Here is a 20,163-nt window from a genome sequence, read left to right as displayed (position 1 = left end):
GCTGCACCGGACGATTCGCTCACTGGGTTCGTTCACGGTCGCTCCACCCTCTCCAGCCGGACGGCGCAGATCTTGAACTCCGGCATCCCGGAGACCGGGTCGACGGCGTCGTTGGTGACCGAGTTGGCCCGCGCGGCGCCGCCCCAGTGGAACGGCGCGAAGACGGTGTCCGGCCGGATGGCGGTGCTGAGCCGGGCCGGCGCGCGCAGCTCACCCCGGCGGGAGACCACCCGCACCTGCTCGCCGTCGTCGATGCCGAGCCGCCCGGCCAGGTCGGGGTGCAACTCGACGAAGGCGTCCGGGGCGGCCCGGCGCAGGGCGGCGACCCGGCGGGTCTGGGTGCCCGACTGGTACTGGGCGAGCACCCGGCCGGTGGTGAAGTGCAGCGGATACTCGGCGCACACCTCCTCGGCCGCCGGCCGGTGTTCGACGGCGTGGAAGCGGGCCCGCCCGTCCGGGGTGGCGAAGCGGTCGGCGAACAGCCGGGGGGTGTCCGGGCCGTCCTCGGTCGGGCAGGGCCAGAAGACGCCGTCGTGCGCGTCGATCCGCTCCCAGCTCACCCCGGCGTAGTCGGCGGTCCCGCCGGCCGAGGCCCGTCGCAGCTCCGCGAACACGCCCCGCGGGTCGGCGCCGTCCGCGTCGCCCCGCCCAGGTGCAAGGAAGGGCACCTTATTATCGGATTCTGTATAGGAAGGGGCCCTTCCTTGCACCTGGAGGCGGGCGGTGAGGTCGGCGAGGATCTCCAAGTCGGTTCGGACGCCCGGCGGCGGCGTACGCAGTGCGCGGCGGCGCAGCACCCGGCCCTCCAGGTTGGTCATCGTGCCGTCCTCCTCGGCCCACTGAGCGGTGGGCAGCACCACGTCGGCCAGCGCGGCCGTCTCGGAGAGCAGGAAGTCGGCGACCACCAGCAGGTCGAGATCGCGCAGCCGGCGCTCGATCCGGGCGGCCCGGGGCGCGGAGACCACCGGGTTGGAGCCGAAGACCAGCAGCGCCTTCGGGCCGGCGGGCGTGCCCAGCGAGTCCAGCAGTTCGTACGCCGGCACGCCCGGCCCGGGCAGATCCTCGGCCGGCACCCCCCAGACTTCGGCGACGTGTTCCCGGGCTGATGGATCGTCGATCCTGCGGTAGCCGGGAAGCTGGTCGGCCTTCTGCCCGTGCTCGCGTCCGCCCTGCCCGTTTCCCTGCCCGGTGAGGCAGCCGTAGCCGGAGCCGGGGCGGCCGGGCAGCCCGAGGGCGAGCGCCAGGTTGACGAAGGCGGTGACCGTGTCGACGCCCTTGGCGTGCTGCTCGGCGCCGCGCGCGGTCAGGATGATCACGCGTTCGGCGGTGCCGAGGGCCCGGGCGGTCGCCTCCAGGTCGGCCATAGGCACCCCGGAGAGTGCTTCGGCGCGGGCCGGCCACCAGCCGGCCACGGTGCGGCGGACGGCCTCGAAGCCGGTGGTGCGGGCGGCCACGTACTCCCGGTCGATCCAGCCCTCGGTGAGCGCGATGTGCAGCAGCGCGTTCGCCACCGCCAGGTCGGTGCCCGGCAGGGGTTGCAGGTGCAGGTCGGCCAGCCGGGCGGTGGCGGTGACCCGGGGGTCGACCACGATCAGCCGGCCGCCGCGTTCGCGCTGCTCGGTGAGCCAGCGCACCAGCGGGGGCATGGTCTCTGCCGGGTTCGCGCCGACGAGCAGCAGCGTGTCGGCCCGGCCCAGGTCGGCCAGCGGGAACGGCAGGCCCCGGTCGATGCCGAAGGCGCGTGTCCCGGCCGCCGCCGCCGAGGACATGCAGAACCGTCCGTTGTAGTCGATGTGCCTGGTGCGCAGCGTCACCCGGGCGAACTTCCCCAGCGCGTACGCCTTCTCGTTGGTGAGCCCGCCGCCGCCGAAGACGGCCACCGCGTCGCGTCCGTGTCCGGACTGGACGGCACGCAGGCCGGCGACGATCCGGTCGAGGGCGGCGTCCCAGCTCGCCGGGCGCAGTTCGCCGCCGGCCGGGTCCCGCAGCAGCGGGGTGGTCAGCCGCTCGGGGTGGTCGAGCAGTTCGGCGGCGGTCCAGCCCTTCTGGCAGAGGCCGCCCCGGTTGGTGGGGAACTGCCGGGGGAGCACCGCCACCCGGTCGGGCTCCTCGCGCAGCGTCATTCCGCACTGGAGGGCGCAGTACGGGCAGTGCGTCGCCACCTCCCGGGGCGTCCGCCCCGGTCCGGTCGCCGCGTGTGCACCGTCTGTCATGTCGGCAAAGCGTGCCGGGGGGCGATTTCCGGTCCGGGTCCCGTTTGTTTCGGTCCTGTCAAGAGCCGCTCACACCGCACGGGAGCGGCGGGCCGGCTCGCAGCGCCTACGATGCGGGAGATCGGTCCTAGTTTCTGGGAGACGCGATGGACGTGGCCGAGGTGTTTCGGGGGTCGGCAACCGTCCGACGCGAGGCAACCGTCCGACGCGAGGCAACCGTCCGACCGCCGAGGCAACCGTCCGACGCGAGGCAGCCGGCTGGCGCCGAGGCAGCCGGCTGACCGGGCAACCTGGCCGCGGTCCTGCCGGTCGCACAGCCGGGGCAGCTCGACAGCGTCCACCCGCTCTCCCCATCCGGGCAGGGGCGCGGGCGATCCTGGCTCGCCGAGGGCCGGCCGAGGGATTTGCCGTCTTCGGCGGTCGGTGCGAATGGCCCGGGGCCACGGGATGACTGTCGGTCATACCGATGGGTATTCTGCTCGGCATGACTGCCAAGGTGACCCTGTCGTTCTCGGACGAGACGATCGAGGAGGCCCGGCGGTTCGCCAAACGCGAAGGGCTCTCCCTGTCGGCGTGGATGGACCAGGCGGCCCGGGAGAAAGCGCTGCGTGAGGTCTTCACCGCGCACGCCGCCGCCGTCGGCCGGGCCGGTCTCGACCTCGAAGCCGGCGCCCTCGCCGACGCCCGCGAGGTGGGCATGGTCGACGACGTGCTCTTCGGTGGGCGCCCGCGTGCTGCGTAGGGGCGAGATCTGGCGCATCGACGGCGCCCGGGAACGGCTCGGGCTGGTGATCAGCTCCGACGTCTACAACTCCACCGACGTGCCGATCGTGATGGTGGCCGAGGTGGTCGAGGAGTCGCTGCTGCGCGACTCGCCCCTGGCGGTGCGGATGGGCGCGTACGTGGTGATGCCCGACCGGCTCTCCTCGCCGATGAAGAAGTGGTTCACCGAGTGCGTGGACGTCGCCGACACCGAGACCATGCTCCGGGTCGGCCGGGCGCTGCGCATCCTCCAGGAACTCTGACATCTCACCGGCGGTTTCCGCCCGCGGTGCGGTCTCCGTTTCCGGCCCGACCCGCGACGGGCACGGTCGGGTAACTCCCGCTTCCTAGCGTTCCTCCAGGTCGTACCGACGAGGAGGAGTCGCCGTGAGCACACTGGCCCCCACCACACCCCTGGCCGAGGCCGCCCCGCCGGCCGCCGGCCGCCGGCGCCGCATCGACGACTGGCGGCCCGAGGACCCCGACTTCTGGCGTACGAAGGGGGCGCCGATCGCCCGCCGCAACCTCTGGGTCTCGATCTTCGCCGAGCACGTCGGCTTCTCCGTGTGGAGCCTCTGGTCGGTGACGGTGCTCTTCCTCGGCCCCGAGTACGGCATCGATCCGGCGGGGAAGTTCCTGCTCACCGCCGTGCCGGCCGCCCTCGGGGCGGCGCTGCGACTGCCCTACACGCTGGCCGTGGCGCGCTTCGGCGGGCGTACCTGGACGATCGTCAGCGCGCTGCTGCTGCTCGTTCCGGCCGTGCCGATGACGGTCCTGCTGGAGCCCGGTGTCTCCTACTCCACCCTGATGGTGCTGGCCTGCCTGACCGGCGTGGGCGGGGGCAACTTCGCCTCCTCGATGGCGAACATCAACCTCTTCTACCCGTCCCGGCTCAAGGGGCGGGCGCTCGGGCTCAACGCCGGCGGCGGCAACCTCGGCGTGCCGGCGGTGCAACTGGTCGGCCTGGCGGTGCTGGCGACGGCGGGTGCCGCGTACCCCCGGCTGGTGCCGGCCGTCTACCTGCCGCTGATCGTGCTGGCCGCGCTCGCCGCCGCGCGCTGGCTGGACGACCTCCCGGGGGCGCGCAACGAGCCCGGCGCGCTGCGCGAGGCCGCCCGCGACCCGCACACCTGGGTCATGTCGCTGCTCTACGTCGGCACCTTCGGCTCCTTCATCGGCTTCGGCTTCGCCTTCGGCCAGGTGCTCCAGCTCCAGTTCGCCGAGCGCTTCCCGACCCCGGTCGACGCCGTCTGGCTGACCTTCCTCGGCCCGCTGATCGGCTCGTTGGTCCGGCCGGTCGGCGGGCACCTCGCCGACCGCCTCGGCGGGGCCCGGGTCACCTTCTGGAACTTCGTCGCGATGGCGGCCGGCGCCTCGCTGGTGCTCCACGCCGCCCGGGAGCGGTCGTTCGGGCTCTACCTGCTCGGCTTCCTGTCGCTCTTCGTCTTCTCCGGGATCGGCAACGGCTCGACGTACAAGATGATCCCGGCCATCTTCCGGGCCCGCGCCACGGCCGACGTGGCGGCCTGCCGGCGGGAGGCGGGCACGGCGCAGCGGTGGGCCGTGCGGATGACCGGCTCGCTCATCGGCGTCGCCGGGGCGGTCGGGGCCTGCGGCGGGGTGCTGGTGAACGTCGCCTTCCGGCAGTCGTTCCTGACCCGGGGCAGCGCGGACGCGGCGTACGTCGCCTTCGTCGCCGCGTACGCGGTCTGCTTCGGGGTGACCTGGCTGGTCTACCTGCGGCCGGGAGCACACCGGCCGGCCGGTGTGTGAGCCCGCCAGGTATCCTGCGGGAGCCAGGCGGGGGAGGTACCCCGTTTTGACCTGCCGACGGGGCGGCGGGTATCGTTGCCTGCTGTTGTACGACATCCAGAGGCGTGCCGCCTGAGGTACGCTTGGTCGTTCGTGCGCGCCCGGTAACCTCGGCGCGCGACCCCAGACCGACGACGAGACAAGGTATACCTGTGCGTACGTACAGCCCGAAGCCGGGTGAGATCGAGCGTCAGTGGCACGTCATCGACGCCTCTGATGTCGTGCTGGGCCGCCTGGCCACCCACGCCGCCACGCTGCTGCGCGGCAAGCACAAGCCGACTTTCGCGCCGCACGTCGACACGGGCGACTTCGTCGTCATCGTGAACGCGGGCAAGGTCGCGCTGACCGGCAACAAGCGCCACACCAAGGTCGCCTACCGCCACTCCGGCTACCCGGGTGGTCTGAAGCAGGTCGGCTACGACGAGCTGCTGACCAAGCGTCCCGAGCGGGCCATCGAGCTGGCCGTCAAGGGCATGCTCCCGCACAACAAGCTCGGCCGTCAGCTCATCAAGAAGCTGAAGGTCTACGCCGGTGCCGAGCACCCGCACGGCGCGCAGCAGCCGGTGCCGTTCGAGATCAAGCAGATCGCGCAGTGAGCGCGGGCGAAGGAAACAGCATGACCGACATCACCGAGACCGAGGTTGCCCCCGAGGAGGCCACCGAGGCGCCGGCGCCCGTCGCCCGCGCGCCGCGTGGTGACCGCCCGATCCAGACCGTGGGTCGACGCAAGGAAGCCATCGTCCGGGTGCGCATCGTCCCCGGCAGCGGCAAGATCACCTGCAACGGCCGGGACCTCGAGGCCTACTTCCCGAGCAAGGTGCACCAGCAGCTCATCAAGGACCCGCTGGTCACCGCCGAGAAGCCGGAGGCGTTCGACGTCATCGCCAACCTGCGTGGCGGCGGCACCACCGGTCAGGCCGGCGCGCTCCGGCTCGCCATCGCCCGGGCCCTGATCGTCAGCGAGCCGGACGACCGTCCGGCGCTGAAGAAGGCCGGCTTCCTCACCCGGGACGCCCGGGTCAAGGAAAGCAAGAAGTACGGCCTCAAGAAGGCCCGTAAGGCTCCCCAGTACTCGAAGCGCTGATCAACAGCTGCACGTTGTACTTCTGACGAACGGCCGGGTACGCCTCCCCTGGATGGGAGGTGGCCCGGCCGTTCGCCTTTCCTGGACCGTTTCATCGGAGGTTGGCGGGTATGGGCCGGTTGTTCGGCACGGACGGCGTACGCGGGCGGGCGAACGCGGATCTCACGCCTGAGTTGGCGCTGGCGGTGGCGGTCGCCGCCGCGCACACGCTCGCCGAGTCGGACCGGAGCCATCCCCCGCTGGCCGTGGTCGGGCGCGACACCCGGGCCAGCGGCGAGATGCTGGAGGCCGCCGTGGTCGCCGGGCTCACCAGTGCCGGCGCCAACGTCGTCCGGGTGGGCGTGCTGCCGACCCCGGCCGTGGCGTTCCTCACCGCCGAGGCCAAGGCCGACCTGGGCGTGATGCTCTCCGCCTCGCACAACCCGATGCCCGACAACGGGATCAAGCTCTTCGCCGCCGGCGGGAACAAGCTGCCCGACGAGATCGAGATGCGGATCGAGGCGGCCGTCGAGGCGAACGCCACCACCGCCTGGAAGCGGCCGGTCGGCGCCGGCGTCGGCCGGGTGCACGACCTGCTCGACGGCGCCGACCACTACGTGCAGCACCTGATCGGCACCGTGCCGCACCGCCTCGACGGGATCAAGGTCGTGGTCGACTGCGCCAACGGCGCGGCGGCCGAGGTGGCGCCGGTGGCGTACCGGGAAGCCGGGGCCGAGGTCGTCGCCATCTACGCCGAGCCGGACGGCCTCAACATCAACGACGAGTGCGGCTCCAACCACCTCGAGGCCCTGCGGGCCGCCGTGGTCGAGCACGGCGCGCACCTGGGCATCGCCCACGACGGCGACGCCGACCGCTGCCTCGCGGTGACCGCCGACGGGGACGAGGTCGACGGCGACCAGGTGATGGCCATCCTCGCGCTCGCGATGCGGGACGCCGGCACCCTCACCGACGACACCCTGGTCGCCACCGTGATGAGCAACCTCGGCCTGCGGCTGGCCATGTCCGCGCAGGGCATCCGGCTCCTCGAGACCAAGGTCGGCGACCGGTACGTGCTGGAGGAGCTGCGCGCCTCGGGCCTCGCGCTGGGCGGCGAGCAGAGCGGACACATCGTCATGCCGGCGTACGCCACCACGGGCGACGGCGTGCTGACCGGGCTGCACCTGATGGCCCGGCTCGCCGCCACCGGGAAGTCCCTCGCGGAGCTGGCCACCGTGGTCACCAAGCTGCCGCAGGTGCTGATCAACGTGCCGGTCGGCGATCGTACGGTCGGCGCCGCCGCGCCCGCCGTCCGGGCCGAGGTCGAGCGGGCCGAGACGGAGCTGGGGGAGACCGGCCGGGTGCTGCTGCGCCCCTCCGGCACCGAGCCGCTGGTCCGGGTCATGGTCGAGGCGGCCACCGAGCACACCGCCCGCAGCGTCGCCGAGCGGATCGCCGAGCAGGTCCGCACCGCCAGCCCCGCCTCCGTCTAGCTCCACGCCTGCGCCGGGGCGTGGCCTGCCCGCTCGGGCCGGCCACGCCCCGGCGGGGTAGTCAGCCGGCGGGGTGCAGTGCGCGCAGCCGGTCGACCGCCTCGGCCAGCACCTCGGGGCGCTTGCAGAAGGCGAAGCGGACCAGGTGCCGGCCCGCCTCCGCGTCGTCGTAGAAGACCTGGGTCGGCACGGCGACCACCCCGCAGCGCGCGGGCAGCGACCGGCAGAACTCCACCCCGTCCCGGCCGCCGAGCCCGGTGACGTCGGCGGTGACGAAGTAGGTGCCCTCCGGCGCGAGCACCTCGAACCCGGCGTCGGTCAGCCCGCCGACGAGCTGGTCACGGCGGGCCTGCATGCCGTCGCGCAAGCCGGTGAAGTAGTCGTCCGCCAGGGCCAGGGCCACCGCGACCGCCGGCTGGAGCGGCGCGGCGTTGACGAAGGTGAGGAACTGCTTCACCCGCAGCACCGCCGACACCAGCGGCGCCGGCCCGCTCACCCAGCCGACCTTCCAGCCCGTGCAGGAGAACGTCTTGCCGGCCGAGGAGATGCGCAGGGTGCGCTCGCGCATGCCGGGCAGGGTGGCCAGCGGCACGTGCGGGGTGGCGGCGTCGGTGAAGACCAGGTGCTCGTAGACCTCGTCGGTCACCGCGTACGCGCCGTGCTCCTGGCACAGCTCGGCGACCAGCGCCAGCTCGTCGGGGGTGAACACCTTGCCGGTCGGGTTGTGTGGCGAGTTCAGCAGCACCAGCCGGGTACGCGGACCGAAGGCGGCGCGCAACGCGGCCGGGTCGAAGGCGTACCGGCCGTCGGCGGCGGGACGCAGCGTGACCGGGCGCCGGGCCGCGCCGGCCAGGGCGATCGAGGCGGCGTACGAGTCGTAGTAGGGCTCGAAGCAGATCACCTCGTCGCCCGGCTCGCAGAGCCCGAGGATGGCGGCGGCGATCGCCTCGGTGGCGCCCGCCGTCACCACGATCTCGCCGTCCGGGTCGTACTCCAGCCCCCAGAACCGGCGCTGGTGCGCGGCCACCGCCGCGCGCAGCGCCGGGATCCCCGGACCCGGCGGGTACTGGTTCTGCCCGGTGCGCAGCGCCGCCGCCGCGGCGGCGAGCATCTCCGGCGGCCCGTCGGTGTCGGGGAAGCCCTGCCCGAGGTTGACGGCGCCGGTGCGGACGGCGAGGGCGGACATCTCGGCGAAGATGGTCGTCCCGAACGGGCGCATCCGGGCCACCAGCGGATCCACGTCGGCGATCGTCACGCCCGTCAGCCTACGGACTCCCGGCGCGGCTTCAACCCCTGCCGAGGGCGGTCGGAACCGCCTCCGCCGTACCCTTCGGTCGGCGGAGCTATGTCACGGACCGTGTCGCTTCCCCTCCGATCGCTCAAGTGGGGTGATCGTTTGACCGGCTTTCGCGCACGCGCGATGAGTGGAACTAGGTTAGGCTGCGGGACATGTGTGGAATCGTGGGTTACGCCGGCGCGCGCCCGGCGCTCGGCATCGTGCTCGACGGACTGCGGCGGCTGGAGTACCGCGGCTACGACTCGGCCGGCGTCGCCATCGTCTGCGACGGCGCGCTGCTGACCGAGAAGAAGGCCGGCAAGCTGGCCAACCTGGAGAAGGTGCTCTCCGAGCGGGCCGCCGAGGATCCCACGTCCTGCGCGGCCAGCCCGATCGGCATCGGGGACGGCACCACCGGCATCGGGCACACCCGCTGGGCCACCCACGGCGGCCCGACCGACCGCAACGCCCACCCGCACCTGGCCCCCGACGGCCGCGTCGCCGTGATCCACAACGGCATCATCGAGAACTTCGCGAAGCTGCGCGCCGAGCTGGAGGCCGACGGCGTCCAGTTCACCAGCGACACCGACACCGAGTGCGCGGCGCACCTGCTCTCCGCCGCGCTCGCCGACCTGCGCGCCGCCGGCCACCCCGACGGGCCGCAACTGCTCGCCGCCGGGATGCGGGTGGTCTGCCAGCGACTGGAGGGCGCGTTCACGCTGCTCGCCGTCGACGCCGCGGTGCCCGGCGCGGTGGTCGGCGCCCGCCGCAACTCCCCGCTCGTCGTCGGGCGCGGCGACGGGGAGAACTACCTGGCCAGCGACGTGGCCGCGTTCATCGAGCACACCCGGGAGGCGGTGGAGCTGGGCCAGGACCAGATCGTCCTGATCACCGGCGACACCATCGAGATCACCGACTTCGCCGGCCAGCCCGCCAGCGGCAAGGACTTCCACATCGACTGGGACTCCTCCGCCGCCGAGAAGGGCGGCTACGACTGGTTCATGCTCAAGGAGATCGAGGAGCAGCCGCAGGCCATCGCCGACACGCTGCTCGGCCGGCTCACCGACTCCGGCGAGATCATGCTCGACGAGGTCCGCCTCAGCGACCAGGACCTGCGCGACGTCGACAAGATCTTCATCGTGGCCTGCGGCACCGCGTACCACTCCGGGCTGGTCGCCAAGTACGCCATCGAGCACTGGACCCGGATCCCGTGCGAGGTGGAGCTGGCCAGCGAGTTCCGCTACCGCGACCCGGTCCTCGACCGGTCCACGCTGATCGTGGTGATCTCGCAGTCCGGCGAGACGATGGACACCCTGATGGCGCTGCGGCACGCCAAGGAGCAGAAGGCCCGCGTGCTGGCCATCTGCAACACCAACGGCTCCACCATCCCCCGGGAGTCCGACGCCGTCCTCTACACCCACGGCGGGCCGGAGATCGCCGTCGCGTCCACCAAGGCGTTCCTCACCCAGCTCGTCGCCTGCTATCTGATCGGCCTGCACCTGGCCCAGGTGCGCGGCATCAAGTTCGCCGACGAGGTGGCCGCCGTCGTCGCCCAGCTCCAGGAGATGCCGGACAAGCTGCGCGAGCTGCTGGAGCGCATCGAGCCCGTCCGCGAGCTGGCCCGCGACCTGAAGGCCGAGCCGACCGTGCTCTTCATCGGCCGGCACGTGGGCTACCCGGTGGCCCTGGAGGGTGCGCTCAAGCTCAAGGAGCTGGCGTACATGCACGCCGAGGGCTTCGCCGCCGGCGAACTGAAGCACGGCCCGATCGCGCTGATCGACAAGGGCACCCCCGTGATCTGCATCGTGCCCTCCCCGGTCGGCCGGGGCATGCTGCACGACAAGGTCGTCTCCAACATCCAGGAGGTACGGGCGCGCGGCGCCCGGACGATCGTCATCGCGGAGGAGGGCGACGAGGCGGTCGTCCGCTACGCCGACCACCTGATCTACGTGCCGCGTACGCCGACGCTGCTCGCGCCGCTGGTCACCACCGTGCCGTTGCAGGTCATGGCGGCCGAGATCGCCGCCGCCCGGGGGCACGACGTGGACCAGCCCCGCAACCTGGCCAAGTCGGTGACGGTCGAGTAGCCGTACCGTCCCGCCACGGGCCCCGTCCACCGTGCCGGTGGGCGGGGCCCTGGCGTGCGCGGGTCACCGGCCGAGCACCACCCGGGCCATCCCGTCGAGGGCCGGGTTGCCGGCCTCCCAGTAGCCGGTGTGCCCGTGCCGGCCGCTGGGGAAGGTACGACCGCCGAAGCCGGGGTGGGACGGGTCCTGCCCGAACCACAGTTCGCGTTCCGGTGCGCCGAGCAACGCCCCGATCGCCGGGCCGACCGGCGAGGCGCCCAGCAGTGCCCGGCGGGCCAGCTCGTCCGGCGGCCGGGCCCACCGGATCACGTCGTCCGGCGCGGTGCTCGCCCAGACCTGCCCGGTCGGCAGGCCCAGCTCGCCCGCGTGCCTGACCCCCACCCCGGGTGAGCCGACGAAGACCAGCGCGTCGGCGGCCAGCCCGTGCTCGCGGGCGGCCGTGCCGACCACCAGCGAGCCGTAGCTGTGCCCCAGCACGGTCTGCCGGCCCGGGGGGTCGTCGTGGGTCGCCCGCAGCCCCTCCTGGAACCGGTGCAGCGCCGGGCCGGCGTCGCGGGCCTGGCCCGGCCACGCCGCCTCGTGCAGGGAGTCGGGGGCGTCGTAGTCCAGCCAGAGCACCGCGGCGGCCTCCTGCCCGGGGTCGAGCGCGCCGCACCGGGAGAGCACCCGGGCCGCCCGACCCAGCTCGCCGGGCACGTCGTGGAGGCCGGCGGTCATCCCCGGCACGTAGGTCAGCACCCGGGCCGACCGGTCCGGATTGCCCAGCGCCACCACCGCCCGTCCCTCGCCGGCCGTGCCCAGCCGCAGCAGGTAGGCCCGGGGCTGTTCGTCGCCGGCCAGGCGGGCGGCCAGCGCGTCCAGCCCCGCCAGGGACTTCCCGACGCGCGACAGCCCGGCCAGCTCGACCGGCCCGCGCGGCACCCGCTCCAGCAGCCGTCGCCGCGCGGCCAGCAGCTCCTCCCGGCGCGCCCCGAGCAGCAACCGGTTGGCCTGGTCGCGGGCGGCCACCGGCACCCCGTCGAGGCGGCCGACCAGCCCCGGCTCGTGCGCGACCAGCCACCGGCGCTGCGCGGGGGTGAGCCCGGCCCACCAGGCCCGCACCGTGGCCGGGTCGGCGCCGGGCGGCGGGCGACCGGGCGGTGGCACGTCGGCCCACGCCACGCGGGCGGCGTCGGCCAGCGCGTCCAGCCGGGTCGCGGCCTCCCGGTCGGCCGCACCGGCAAGTTCCAGGGCCGCCCGGATCGCCGCCCCCGCCTCGGCCACGCCCACCCCGCTCGTCCCGGCCCCGCTCGTCCCGGCCCCGGCGCTGGCCCCGCTTCTTCCTGTCCCGGCCCCGGCGCCGCCCGCCGCGGGAGGGGCGGTGTGGGCGGGGCCGGCGGCGACCCGGCCCTGCCGGTCGACCAGCAGCCCCGCCGCGTCGGCGCGGGCCACCGCGGCGGCGAGGCGGGCCTTGGCGACGCCCAGCCGGCCGGCGAACTCCGCCAGCACCTGGTCGGCCTCGATCAGGGCGGGGGAGACGGCGGTCAGCTCGCCGCGCAGCGCCGCGAGCCGGGCGTCGGCGGCGTCGGCCGCCCCGCCCGACCAGCCGCCCCGCAGCACCGCCGCGCCGGCGGCCAGCTCGCCGGCCCGGCGTGCCACCGGCTCGGTCAGCCCCCGCCAGGCCGCCCCGGCGGCCCGCCACGCACCGGGATCGGCCGCCCACAGCCGCCGGTAGCCGACGTCCGCGACGTGCTCGGCGGGGTGCGCCGGGCGGGTGGGACGCGCCGGGTGCGCGGCCCGGGCCGCCGGAACCGCCGCCGGGGGTGCCGGGACGGTCACCGGGGCAGCGCGGTGAGCCGCCCGGCCGCCCGGTCGTCCACCGCCTCGTACGCCCCGGCGGCGGTCCGGACCGCCGAGGCCGTGCCGGCCACCCGGGCGCCGAGCCCGCCGAACCAGGCGTGCAGGGCCGACTCCAGCCCGGTCAGCGCCGTCGCGGCCGACCACTCCGGAACCCGCACCACCAGCCCGGACGCTCCGGCCAGCCCGTGGGCCAGCCGGTACGCGTCGTCGTCGAGCCCGTGCGCGGCCCGGCGCAGCACGTCGGGTCGTACGGTCAACGGCTCCTCGGTCATCCTCGGCCCCCCGCCTCGCGAGAACATCGACTTGTCGCGACGCTAGGCGTCGTCCACACCCCCGGGCGTCCCCTGTGGACGACGGCTCTCGCGGCGTACGGCCGGTCGTCCACAGGCGTTGCCCCGCGCGGAGCCGACGGCTAATGTGCGCCCGCCCGCGCCGGTAGGGTGAGCGGGTGATCGTCGCTGTCGGCATCGACGTCGTCCTCGTCGAGCGGTTCGCCAAGGCCCTGGCACGGACACCGATGCTCGCCGACCGGCTCTTCACGGAGGCCGAGCGACGCACTCGCTCGGGCAACCCGCGCTCGCCCGAGTCGCTCGCCGCCCGCTTCGCGGCCAAGGAGGCGGTCGCCAAGGCGCTCGGCGTCCCGGCCGGGCTGAGCTGGCACGACTGCGAGATCGTGCCGGACCCGGACGGCCGGCCCTGGCTGACCGTCTCCGGTACGGTCGCGGCGGCGGCCACGGAACGCGGGGTCAACCGCTGGCATGTCTCGTTGTCCCACGACGGCGGGATCGCCTCGGCGATGGTGGTCGCGGAACGGTGAGCGGGGGCGTGCCGGGCCGCGGCACGCCGGTGGTCGGATGGGACGGGGTGGCATGAGACCGGTGTGGCGGGTCGCGGACGTACGGGCGGCGGAGGCGGGCCTGATGGCCACACTCCCCGCCGGAACCCTGATGAAGCGGGCGGCCGCCGGGCTGGCCCGCCGCTGCGCGCTGCTGCTCGCCGGGCGGGGCGGCGTCTACGCCGCGCGGGTGCTGCTGCTGGTCGGCTCCGGCGACAACGGCGGCGACACGCTCTATGCCGGCGCGCACCTGGCCCGGCGGGGTGCGGCCGTGTCGGCGCTGCTGCTGGACCCGGGCCGGGCGCACGCGGAGGCGCTGGCCGCGCTGCGGGCCGCGGGTGGCCGGGTCGTCGACCGGCCGCCGGGGACCGTGGACCTGGTGCTGGACGGCATCGTCGGGATCGGCGGGCGCGGCGGGCTGCGGGACACCGCCGACCAGCTCGCCGCCAGCCTCGCGGGGCACCGCGGGCGCGACGGCGCCCCCGCCGCGGTCGTCGCCGTCGACGTGCCCAGCGGGGTCGCGGTCGACACCGGCCACGTCCCGCTGACCGTCTCGGGCCGCCCCGGCGCCGTACGGGCCGACGCGACGGTGACGTTCGGCGGGCTGAAACCCGCACTGGTGGTGGGCCCGGCCGCCGCGCTCGCCGGCGAGGTGGAGCTGGTCGACATCGGGTTGGAGCCGTGGCTGCGGGGCAGCCCGGCGCTGGGCGTGACCGAGTGGTCGGACGTCGCCGACTGGTGGCCCCGGCCCGGCGCGGCCTCGGAGAAGTACACCCGGGGCGTGGTCGGCGTCGCGACCGGCTCGGCGACCTACCCCGGCGCGGCGGTGCTCTCGGTCGCGGGCGCGCTGGCCGGCCCGACGGGCCTGGTCCGCTACGCCGGCTCGGCCCGGGCCGACGTGCTGCGCCGGCACCCGTCGGTGATCGCGACCGGGCGGGTCGCCGAGGCCGGGCGGGTGCAGGCGTGGGTCTGCGGCTCCGGCCTGGGCACCGGCGAGGAGGCGGCCGGGGAGCTGCGGGCGGTGCTCGCCGCCCCGGTGCCGGTGGTGCTCGACGCCGACGCGCTGACCCTGCTGGTCGACGGCTCGCTCGCCGACCGGTTGCGCAAGCGCGACGCCCCGATCGTGGTCACCCCGCACGACCGGGAGTTCACCCGGCTCTGCGGGGAGGAACCGGGCGCCGACCGGGTGGGCGCGACGCTGCGGTTGGCCGCCTGGATGAACGCGGTGGTGCTGCTCAAGGGCGACCGCACGGTGATCGGCACGCCGGACGGCCGGGCGTACGTCAATCCGACCGGCACCCCCGCGCTGGCCACCGGGGGCACCGGCGACGTGCTGGCCGGGCTGCTCGGCGCGCTGCTCGCGGCCGGGCTGCCCCCGGAGCGGGCCGCGGCCGCCGCCGCGTACCTGCACGGGCTGGCCGGTCGGGAGGCGGCCCGGGGCGGGCCGGTGACGGCGCCCGACGTGGCCGACGCCCTCCGCCCGGTCCTCGCCCGCCTGGGCTGACTGCCGGCCGCACCGTCGTGCCGGTGGCGTCGCGTTCCGGTGCGGGCGCGTCCGGCACCGGCTGCGCCCCGCGACCGGCCGCCGGCTTCTGCGGCCTCGGTCGGCGGGATCGGCGCGGTAAGTAGGCTGGGGTCATGTGGCAGGCCGAGGTGCGGGTGGACCTGGACGCGATCCGCGAGAACGCGAGCCGGCTGAGGTCCGGCACCGGCGCCGAGCTGATGGCCGTGGTGAAGGCCGACGGCTACGGCCACGGCATGGTCCCGGCCGCCCGTGCCGCCCTCGACGGCGGGGCCGGCTGGCTGGGGGTCTGCACCCTGGACGAGGCGCTCACGCTGCGCCGGGCCGGGATCACCGCGCCGGTGCTGGCCTGGCTCCTCGCGCCCGGGTTGCCGCTGCACGAGGGCGTCGCCGCCGGGATCGACCTCGGCGTGGCCAGCCTGTCCCAGCTCGCCGAGATGGTCGAGGCGGGCCGTGCCGCCGGCCGGCCGGCCCGGCTGCATCTCAAGATCGACACCGGGCTGGCCCGGGGCGGCGCGACCGTCGCCGACTGGCCGGCCCTGCTCGACGCCGCCGCCAAGGCGCAGGCCGACGGCCTGGTCGAGGTGGTCGGGGTGTGGAGCCACTTCGTGTACGCGGACTCGCCCGGCCATCCGACCATCGACCGCCAGCTCGCCGTCTTCCACGAGGGGATCGGCATGGCCGAGCGGGCCGGCCTGCGGCCGCGCTACCGGCACCTGGCCAACTCGGCGGCCACCCTGACCCGGCCCGACACCCACCTAGACCTGGTCCGCCCCGGCCTGGCCGTCTACGGCCTCTCCCCGGTGGCCGGCGAGCGCTACGGGCTGCGCCCGGCGATGACCGCCCGCGCCCGGGTGATGCTCACCAAGCGCGTCCCCGCCGGCTCCGGCGTCTCGTACGGGCACACCTACACCACCGAGCGGGCGGCGAACCTCGCGGTGGTGCCGCTCGGCTACGCCGACGGAGTGCCCCGGCACGCCTCGAACAGCGGCCCGGTGCAGCTCGGCGGCAAGCGCCGGACGATCTCGGGCCGCGTCTGCATGGACCAGTTCGTGCTCGACTGCGGCGACGACCCGGTATCCGCCGGCGACGAGGTCACCCTCTTCGGCGACGGCGCCGACGGCGGGCCCACCGCCGACGACTGGGCCGAGGCGGTCGGCACCATCAACTACGAGATCGTCACCCGCTTCGGCAGCACCCGGGTGCCCCGCCGCTACGACGGCGAGCGCCCGTGACGCCCCGGCCCCGCATCCCGCTGCCGCGCGCCGGGCACGCCAGGGCGGCCGTCGGCGCGCTGGCCGCCGTCGGGGTCGCCGCCGCCGGGCTCGCGGTCGGCGTCGCCACCGAACGCGCCCTCGTCCGCAAGCTCAAGGCCGACCCCGCCGACCCGTACGCGGGCGAGGTCTTCGGCGACCAGCGGTACGACGAGTCCTTCCGGCTGGAGATGCCCGACGGCACCGACATCCACGTCGAGGTGGTGGAGCCGACCCGCCCCCGGCCCGGCAACCCGACCGTGGTGCTGGTGCACGGTTTCTGCCTCGACATGGGCACCTTCCACTTCCAGCGCAAGCTGCTCGCCGAGCGGGGCGAGCACCGGGTCGTCGCGTACGACCAGCCCGGGCACGGCCGGTCCGGGCGGCTGGAGACCGGCGAGTACGACCTGACCGCGCTCGGCCGGACGCTGCGTGAGGTGATCGACCGGACCGCCCCGGAGGGGCCGCTGGTGCTCATCGGCCACTCGATGGGCGGGATGACCATCATGGCCTTCGCCGAGCTGTTCGGAGAGCTGTTCGGCGACCGGGTCGTGGGCACCGTGCTGATGGCCACCTCGGGCGGCCTGATCGCCGAGACCAAGCTGGTGGCCCCCGCCCTGCTCGGCCGGGTCGGCGCGCCAGTGCTGCACATGGTCGGCAACGTCACCCGCTACGGCGGCCCGGTGATCGACCGGGCGCGCCGGTCCACCACCAACGTGGCCTGGCTGCTCACCCGCAAGTACGGCTTCGGCACCCGCCACCCCAGCGCGGCACTGGTGTCGTACGTCGAGACGATGAACTCCCGCACGTCCGCCGACACGGTGACGCGCTACCTGCGCACGCTGGCCACGCACTCCCGGTTCCCGGCGCTCGCCGCGCTGGCGGACACCCCCGTGCTGGTGGTCGTCGGCGACAAGGACATGATCACCCCCGTGACCCACTCGGAGGAGATCGTCCGGCGGCTGCCGCACGCCGAGTTCGTGCAGATCTCCGACAGCGGGCACGTGGTGATGCTGGAGCACGCCGACGAGGTCAACGCGGCGCTGGTCCGGTTCCTGGAGGCGCTGTGAGCCACGTCGTGGAGCTGCCGACGGTCGACGACACCCACGAGTTCGGGCGGCGGCTGGCCGGGCTGCTGCGCGCCGGCGACCTGCTGCTGCTGACCGGGCCGCTCGGCGCCGGCAAGACCGCGCTGACCCGGGGCGTCGGGGCCGGGCTCGGCGTGCTCGGGGACGTCACCTCGCCCACCTTCGTGATCGCCCGGGTGCACCGGCCCGACCCGGCCCGAGGCGGCACGGTGGCGCTGGTGCACGCCGACGCGTACCGGCTGGGGGACGCCGCCGACCCGCGTGCCGAGATCGACGACCTCGACCTGGACGCCTCGGTGGACGACTCGGTGACCGTGGTGGAGTGGGGCGAGGGCCTGGTCGAGCAGCTCGTCGACGCCCACCTGCGGGTACGCCTCGACCGGCGCGACGACGACACCCGGGTGGTCGAGCTGGAGCCGGTCGGCGGCGACTGGGCGCAGCGCCTCGCCGCCCTCGGGTGAGCGCTGTCGTACCGGCTGCCTAGAGTGCGCGGGACGGACCCGACAGGCGAAAGGTTGCCGATGCCCGACGACGCCCCCACGCTGGACCTGCTGGCGCTGCTGCCGGAGGGCTGGCGTGCCGTGCTCACCCCGCACCTCGACCCGGCACGCACCGCCGCGCTGGCCGAGTTCGTCGCGGGTGAGTACGCGACCCGCACCGTCTTCCCGCCGGTCGAGGACCTCTTCTCGGCCTACCGGCTCTGCGCGCCGGCCGACTGCCGGGTGCTGATCCTCGGGCAGGATCCCTACCACAAGGCGGGGCAGGCGCACGGGCTCAGCTTCAGCGTGCGCGAGGGCGTGAGCGTGCCGCCGTCGCTGCGCAACGTCTTCAAGGAACTGGGCGAGGACCTCGGCGTGCCGAAGCCGCGCGGCGGCGACCTCAGCGGCTGGGCGGCGCAGGGCGTGCTGCTGCTCAACTCCGTCCTCACCGTCCGCGAGGCGACGCCCGGTTCGCACGCCAACCGCGGCTGGGAGGAGTTCACCGACGCCACCATCCGGGCGCTCGACGCGATGGACTCCCGGGTGGTCTTCCTGCTCTGGGGCGGCTACGCCCGCAAGAAGGCCGCCCTGGTCACCAATCCGCAGCACGTGGTGCTGGAGGCCGGGCACCCCAGCCCGATGAACCCGCGCGGCTTCCTGGGCAGCCGCCCGTTCAGCGCGGCCAACAAGGCGCTCGCCGACGCCGGCCTGCCCACGGTCGACTGGGAACGTTCAGCCGGCTGACGACGGGCCGGCACCCGGTCGGCTCCCGCCCCTCGTCGGCGGGTGCTGACCGCTCGGCGGGTGCGCACCGCCGCCCCCGCGGTAGCGGCGCAGCAGCTCGGCCGCGTCCGGATCGGCCAACTCCAGCTCGACGAGCGGCACCACCGGGTAGCCGCGCCCGCCGTGGCGTACCTCGACGGCCTCCGGTAGCTCGTCGCACATCGTCGCCCGGAGCTCGCCGTACCGGGTCTGCCACCGGTGCTCGCCGGGCTCCTCGGGCTCGAGCCGCAGCCCGCCGAACTCGCCCCAGCGCTCGTTCCACCGCTGCCCGTATGCCGCGTCCAACCAGGCGGTGAACCGGGTCGAGTCACGCCAGCGGAGCGCGATCTCCAAGGCGTCGACCGGTAGGGGCGCGCCCTGGAGCAGCGCGGCCGTGCCGCCCGTGAGCACGTACGGCAGGTCGTCGAGTTTGTCCAGGAACCGGTCCAGCCCGAGGGCGTCGACCCGGTCGGCGAGCGGCCGGGCGGCCAGATCGGCGATCCGGGCGTCCAGATGCGCGTCGAGCGGTTCCACCGCGACGGTCAGTTGGACGTCCATCGCGGCGAGCAGCCGCTCCAGCACCGGCACGCTCGGCGTGCGGTCGCCGCGTTCGATGCGCGCGACCGAGGCCTGGCTGACGCCCGCCAGCTCGGCCAGTTGTCGTTGACTGAGCTGGTTCAACTCGCGCTGACGCCGGACGGCGCGGCCCAACAGGGAGACGAGGCGGCTGGTCGACATCCCGACATGATGAACCATTGTCCTCGTGCGGGCGATACCTCTCAGGCATATTTATGACAAGGAGGTATCGCACTCGTTGGGATCGTCGTCGAGGCCCTCGAAGACGACCGTCGGTAGAGCCTTCCGCACGAGCGTGGTGACTTCCGGCGGCACCCCGACGCGCCGGGGGAGGGGAAGGGCGTGACCGGGGGTGACGAAGGGGGCGACTAGGCTGGCTCACCGTGCTCGTACTGGTGGTGGACAGCTCGACGCCCGCGGTGACGGCGGCGCTGGTGGAGGTCGCGGCGGACGGCGTCGCGATCCGCGCGTACCGCTGCACGGTCGACGCCCGGGCCCACGGCGAACTGCTCGCGCCGCAGGTCGACGCCGTGCTCGCCGAGGCCGGTGCCCGCCCCGCCGACCTGGGCGCGATCGTCGCCGGGCTCGGCCCCGGCCCGTTCACCGGGCTGCGGGTGGGACTGGTCACCGCCGCCACCATCGGCCAGGTGCTGGGCGTCCCGACGTACGGCGTGTGCTCGCTGGACGCCATCGGCCACCCGGCGGCCGCCGGCGAGCCGGTGCTGGCGGCGAGCGACGCGCGCCGACGGGAGATCTACTGGGCGGTCTACGACGGCGCGGGACAGCGGATCGTCGGGCCGGAGGTGTCCGTGCCGGCGGTCGCCGCCGAGCGCGCCCGCAGCCTGGCGGTGACCGCTGCGGTCGGCGACGGCGCGCACCGGTACGCGGACGCGCTCGGCCTGCCCGTGCGCGACGAGCCGCGTTACCCGGACGCGGGCGTGCTGGCGACCCTGGCCGCCGAGCGCATCCGCGCCGGCGCCCCCTCGGAGGCGCTCACCCCGCTCTACCTGCGCCGCCCGGACGCCGTGGCGGCGACCGCCCGAAAGCCGGTCCTGCCGTGAGCGCGAGGAGTGAGCCGGGGTTGCGAGCCCCGCAGTCGCGAGCCG

Annotated in this window: 18 protein-coding genes and 2 pseudogenes; 14 read left to right on the top strand and 6 right to left on the bottom strand. The window is 74.8% G+C overall.

Translation table 11 applies throughout. The features are described 5' to 3' along the window. Positions 1-32: 32 nt before the first annotated feature. Positions 33-623, bottom strand: a pseudogene (locus KBX06_RS28640) (molybdopterin oxidoreductase family protein); the annotation flags it as partial. Between the two features lie 98 nt (positions 624-721). Further along, positions 722-2,123, bottom strand: a pseudogene (locus KBX06_RS28635) (molybdopterin oxidoreductase family protein); the annotation flags it as partial. A 574-nt stretch (positions 2,124-2,697) separates the two neighbouring features. On the opposite strand from KBX06_RS28635, the gene KBX06_RS02455 reads away from it, so the two are divergent. The 6 genes from KBX06_RS02455 (at position 2,698) to glmM (ending at position 7,340) form a co-directional block, all read left to right on the top strand. Next, entirely contained in the window at positions 2,698-2,955 is a 258-nt protein-coding gene (locus KBX06_RS02455; RefSeq protein ID WP_210832510.1) for a DUF6364 family protein, read from the top strand. Continuing rightward, positions 2,933-3,238 carry a hypothetical protein gene (locus KBX06_RS02450; protein ID WP_210832509.1) on the top strand — a complete coding sequence of 102 codons (306 nt, stop codon included), beginning with the start codon at positions 2,933-2,935 and terminating at the stop codon, positions 3,236-3,238. The genes KBX06_RS02455 and KBX06_RS02450 overlap by 23 nt, the downstream gene beginning before the upstream one ends. Positions 3,239-3,362: 124 nt before the next feature. Next, a complete protein-coding gene (locus tag KBX06_RS02445; RefSeq protein WP_210832508.1) occupies positions 3,363-4,748 on the top strand; it encodes a nitrate/nitrite transporter in 1,386 nt (461 codons plus the stop codon). 191 nt (positions 4,749-4,939) lie between these two features. After that, a complete protein-coding gene (gene rplM / locus KBX06_RS02440; protein WP_088998398.1) occupies positions 4,940-5,383 on the top strand; it encodes a 50S ribosomal protein L13 in 444 nt (147 codons plus the stop codon). A gap of 20 nt (positions 5,384-5,403) precedes the next feature. After that, positions 5,404-5,871, top strand: a complete 468-nt coding sequence (gene rpsI / locus KBX06_RS02435; RefSeq protein WP_121399850.1) for a 30S ribosomal protein S9 — start codon at positions 5,404-5,406, stop codon at positions 5,869-5,871. 110 nt (positions 5,872-5,981) lie between these two features. Beyond that, positions 5,982-7,340 carry a phosphoglucosamine mutase gene (glmM, locus tag KBX06_RS02430; protein WP_210832507.1) on the top strand — a complete coding sequence of 453 codons (1,359 nt, stop codon included), beginning with the start codon at positions 5,982-5,984 and terminating at the stop codon, positions 7,338-7,340. A 61-nt stretch (positions 7,341-7,401) separates the two neighbouring features. Here the strand turns inward: glmM and KBX06_RS02425 are convergent, their stop codons facing one another. Then, positions 7,402-8,595 (bottom strand): pyridoxal phosphate-dependent aminotransferase, encoded by a 1,194-nt coding sequence (locus KBX06_RS02425; protein ID WP_210832506.1) that lies wholly within the window; start codon positions 8,593-8,595, stop codon positions 7,402-7,404. Positions 8,596-8,789: 194 nt separating this feature from the next. Between KBX06_RS02425 and glmS the strand changes: the two genes are divergently transcribed. Further along, positions 8,790-10,703 (top strand): glutamine--fructose-6-phosphate transaminase (isomerizing), encoded by a 1,914-nt coding sequence (gene glmS / locus KBX06_RS02420; RefSeq protein WP_210832505.1) that lies wholly within the window; start codon positions 8,790-8,792, stop codon positions 10,701-10,703. A gap of 63 nt (positions 10,704-10,766) precedes the next feature. Here glmS and KBX06_RS02415 read toward each other — a convergent pair whose 3' ends face one another. Together KBX06_RS02415 and KBX06_RS02410 are read right to left on the bottom strand one after the other, a co-directional pair. Beyond that, complete coding sequence (locus KBX06_RS02415) at positions 10,767-12,521, bottom strand: alpha/beta hydrolase (RefSeq protein ID WP_210832504.1); 1,755 nt, start codon at positions 12,519-12,521, stop codon at positions 10,767-10,769. Further along, positions 12,518-12,814 carry a type VII secretion target gene (locus KBX06_RS02410; protein ID WP_210832503.1) on the bottom strand — a complete coding sequence of 99 codons (297 nt, stop codon included), beginning with the start codon at positions 12,812-12,814 and terminating at the stop codon, positions 12,518-12,520. Before KBX06_RS02410 ends, KBX06_RS02415 begins: the two co-directional genes overlap by 4 nt. Before the next feature lie 176 nt (positions 12,815-12,990). On the opposite strand from KBX06_RS02410, the gene KBX06_RS02405 reads away from it, so the two are divergent. From KBX06_RS02405 to ung, 6 genes are all read left to right on the top strand, one after another. Further along, entirely contained in the window at positions 12,991-13,359 is a 369-nt protein-coding gene (locus KBX06_RS02405; RefSeq protein WP_210832502.1) for a holo-ACP synthase, read from the top strand. A gap of 52 nt (positions 13,360-13,411) precedes the next feature. Beyond that, a complete protein-coding gene (locus tag KBX06_RS02400; RefSeq protein ID WP_210832501.1) occupies positions 13,412-14,881 on the top strand; it encodes an NAD(P)H-hydrate dehydratase in 1,470 nt (489 codons plus the stop codon). 134 nt (positions 14,882-15,015) lie between these two features. Further along, positions 15,016-16,134 (top strand): alanine racemase, encoded by a 1,119-nt coding sequence (alr, locus tag KBX06_RS02395; RefSeq protein ID WP_210832500.1) that lies wholly within the window; start codon positions 15,016-15,018, stop codon positions 16,132-16,134. Then, positions 16,131-17,222 carry an alpha/beta fold hydrolase gene (locus KBX06_RS02390; RefSeq protein ID WP_210832499.1) on the top strand — a complete coding sequence of 364 codons (1,092 nt, stop codon included), beginning with the start codon at positions 16,131-16,133 and terminating at the stop codon, positions 17,220-17,222. The genes alr and KBX06_RS02390 overlap by 4 nt, the downstream gene beginning before the upstream one ends. Next, entirely contained in the window at positions 17,219-17,701 is a 483-nt protein-coding gene (gene tsaE, locus KBX06_RS02385; RefSeq protein ID WP_210832498.1) for a tRNA (adenosine(37)-N6)-threonylcarbamoyltransferase complex ATPase subunit type 1 TsaE, read from the top strand. The genes KBX06_RS02390 and tsaE overlap by 4 nt, the downstream gene beginning before the upstream one ends. A 60-nt stretch (positions 17,702-17,761) precedes the next feature. Then, entirely contained in the window at positions 17,762-18,463 is a 702-nt protein-coding gene (ung, locus tag KBX06_RS02380) for a uracil-DNA glycosylase (RefSeq protein WP_210832497.1), read from the top strand. On the opposite strand, the gene KBX06_RS02375 is transcribed toward ung, so the two are convergent. After that, positions 18,452-19,219, bottom strand: coding sequence for a helix-turn-helix domain-containing protein (locus KBX06_RS02375; RefSeq protein WP_210832496.1), 768 nt, complete (start codon positions 19,217-19,219; stop codon positions 18,452-18,454). The two genes, ung and KBX06_RS02375, sit on opposite strands and share 12 nt — an antisense overlap. Positions 19,220-19,440: 221 nt before the next feature. Between KBX06_RS02375 and tsaB the strand changes: the two genes are divergently transcribed. Then, entirely contained in the window at positions 19,441-20,118 is a 678-nt protein-coding gene (tsaB, locus tag KBX06_RS02370) for a tRNA (adenosine(37)-N6)-threonylcarbamoyltransferase complex dimerization subunit type 1 TsaB (protein ID WP_210832495.1), read from the top strand. Positions 20,119-20,163: the final 45 nt, after the last annotated feature.

Origin of the sequence: Micromonospora sp. C31, assembly GCF_018070575.1 — a bacterium.
Taxonomy (GTDB): domain Bacteria; phylum Actinomycetota; class Actinomycetes; order Mycobacteriales; family Micromonosporaceae; genus Micromonospora.
Note: the sequence above shows the minus strand (reverse complement) of the source record. Positions and strands in the feature narration are given on the sequence as shown.

What these genes read in the sequence shown, in the direction of transcription:
- KBX06_RS02455 (WP_210832510.1), top strand. Translation starts at nt 2,698, where the DNA reads ATGACTGCCAAGGTGACCCTGTCGTTCTCGGACGAGACGATCGAGGAG.
- rpsI (WP_121399850.1), top strand. Translation starts at nt 5,404, where the DNA reads ATGACCGACATCACCGAGACCGAGGTTGCCCCCGAGGAGGCCACCGAG.
- glmM (WP_210832507.1), top strand. Translation starts at nt 5,982, where the DNA reads ATGGGCCGGTTGTTCGGCACGGACGGCGTACGCGGGCGGGCGAACGCG.
- glmS (WP_210832505.1), top strand. Translation starts at nt 8,790, where the DNA reads ATGTGTGGAATCGTGGGTTACGCCGGCGCGCGCCCGGCGCTCGGCATC.
- KBX06_RS02410 (WP_210832503.1), bottom strand. Translation starts at nt 12,814, where the DNA reads ATGACCGAGGAGCCGTTGACCGTACGACCCGACGTGCTGCGCCGGGCC.
- KBX06_RS02400 (WP_210832501.1), top strand. Translation starts at nt 13,412, where the DNA reads ATGAGACCGGTGTGGCGGGTCGCGGACGTACGGGCGGCGGAGGCGGGC.
- alr (WP_210832500.1), top strand. Translation starts at nt 15,016, where the DNA reads ATGTGGCAGGCCGAGGTGCGGGTGGACCTGGACGCGATCCGCGAGAAC.
- ung (WP_210832497.1), top strand. Translation starts at nt 17,762, where the DNA reads ATGCCCGACGACGCCCCCACGCTGGACCTGCTGGCGCTGCTGCCGGAG.
- KBX06_RS02375 (WP_210832496.1), bottom strand. Translation starts at nt 19,219, where the DNA reads ATGTCGACCAGCCGCCTCGTCTCCCTGTTGGGCCGCGCCGTCCGGCGT.